Annotated in this window: 1 protein-coding gene and 1 pseudogene; both read left to right on the forward strand. The window is 43.0% G+C overall.

The features are described from left to right. Positions 1–531 precede the first annotated feature (531 nt). Positions 532–2,097, forward strand: coding sequence for an ABC-F family ATP-binding cassette domain-containing protein (locus tag R7P67_RS23200; protein WP_318086114.1), 1,566 nt, complete (start codon positions 532–534; stop codon positions 2,095–2,097). Next, positions 2,094–2,259, forward strand: a pseudogene (locus R7P67_RS23205) (MFS transporter); the annotation flags it as partial. The gene R7P67_RS23200 and the pseudogene R7P67_RS23205, both read left to right, overlap by 4 nt.

Genomic DNA, 2,259 nt, shown 5'->3' on the forward strand with positions numbered 1-2,259 from the left:
AAAATGGCTTCTAACCATGTTTCCCTTTCTTTATAAATCATGTGGTTACTTTCCTTCTTCTCGGCAAGTAGCCGATTATATAGGTTTGTATTGATGACACAATCAATATGGATCACATAATGGTTTATCGATTCAGCTAATCTGTGTGTGTTAGCTTTTGAGCTGTTTGAGTGAAATTTTTATAGCACTTTGTTTCGTGCGGGTGTAGGCTCTTGCCTGTATATTTTTGAGACAAAAAATTCATGTTATATCTCTTGTTTAAAAACTTCGTAAGAAGGCTGAACTCCGTGCAAAAAACGCGATGAAGTGTTGCTCGGAGTCATAAATTATCTTCATCAGATGTGGAAATACGTGCACAGCTAAGCTGGAAAATGCGTAGGTTGTATTGCATCTGAGTAAAGACAAGAGACCGCCGGTGATATTTCATCACCGGCTTTTTTGTATCTGAAGTTTGAAATCAGATATGAAGTTACCCATAGTTGAAATAGGGGCCGGTATGTAAGTACCGGCCCTTTTTATTTGGTGAAAAACATGAGTGTGTTACACGTTAAAAATATGTCCTATCAGGTTGTTGGTCATCACCTATATTGCCATTCCCACTTCACTATTCATGCTGGAGAGCATGTAGGAATCACCGGTGCAAACGGAGTAGGAAAAAGTACATTGTTAAAGTTGCTTGTTGGTGAAATTTCTGCCGATGAGGGAGATATTCATTGGCAGCCAAACTTAGAGATTGGCTATCTTGATCAACATCTTGTGGTAGATAAAACTCAGACGATTAGAGAATGTTTACAATCGGCATTTAATGGGTTGTTTGAAGCTGAACGTGAATTATTTTCTTTGTATCAAGAGATGGCTGAATCTGCATCGCCTTCTTTGCTTCGCCGAGTTGCTAAGTTACAAACGGAATTGGAAGCCCAAGGCTTTTACGCCTTACATGCCCAAATTGAAAGTGTATCCGCAGGGCTTGGTATACAGCAGTTGGGACTGGATACTCTAATGAGTGCGTTAAGTGGTGGGCAACGCCATAAGGTCTTATTAGCGCGCTTATTGTTGCGTGAACCAGACGTCTTACTGCTAGATGAGCCGACTAACTATCTTGATGCAACTCATATTGAGTGGTTGAAGAATTATCTCAATGCTTATGTAGGAACCGTACTATTGGTGTCTCATGATGTGAGTTTCCTGAATGCGGTTACTACCTGCATCTGTGATATCGACTATCAAAAAATCCAGAAATACACCGGCTCATACCACAAAGCAATGGCGCAAAAGCGACACAACAATTCGCTGTTGGAAAAAGAGTACCACTCACAGCAAGCTGAGATTAAGAAACTGGAACAGTTTATTGCGAAAAATGGCGCAGGTGTGAATGCGAGCATTGCGAAGGGCCGTAAGAAACAATTAGATAAAATTGAAAGGATTCAGTTGCATAGAATAGATGCCGTGACTGAATTTGATTTTTCTTATGCGCCTATTGGACATCAAAGTGTTGTTAGTGCCGAGGCGTTGAGCATTGGCTATCAAACGCCTTTACTGTCACCGATTGATATCACTATCGCGCGAGAAGACAAGTTGGTGATTGAGGGCTTTAATGGCGTAGGGAAGTCGACATTGCTCAAAACGCTAATGGGGGAGGTGCTTCCACTCTCTGGTGAAATGACGTTTGCACAAGGTCTTAAGATCGGTTACTTCGCTCAAGACCTATCTTGGCGTCATCCGGATCATACACCGGAGCAAGAGGTGTGTGCGGTCGATTCTTCAATCAATAGTAAATCGGCTCGTAAGCTGTTAGCACGCTTCGGGATAAAGGGTGATAAAGCACAACGTCGCTTAGAGGCGTTGAGTGGTGGGGAGCAAACTCGCGTTAAGCTTTGTTGTTTAGCAACACGAGGCTGCAATGTACTCATTCTTGATGAGCCAACTACGCATCTTGATACCAGCAGTAAAGATGCGTTGAAGCAGGCGCTACAACGTTTTGCGGGCAGTGTCATCTTGGTTTCACACGAGAAGGCATTTATCCAAGATTGGCCAGACAGAATCGTCGATATCGCGACCTTAGCGGAGCTTTCGTTGCAAGCGGAGGTTGAAGCATGATTCAGTCGATAGCGTTGTTCTTTATTGCATTTTTGGTAGGTGCTGACGAATTGCTGCTTGGCTCTATTTTAGAACCTATCGGAGGTGATCTTGGTGTTCCTCCGAGCCAGGTGACACTCTTTATTACGGCGTATAGTCTAGCGATTGCGTTTTGTGCGCCTT

Source organism: Vibrio sp. Vb0937 (assembly GCF_033338855.1).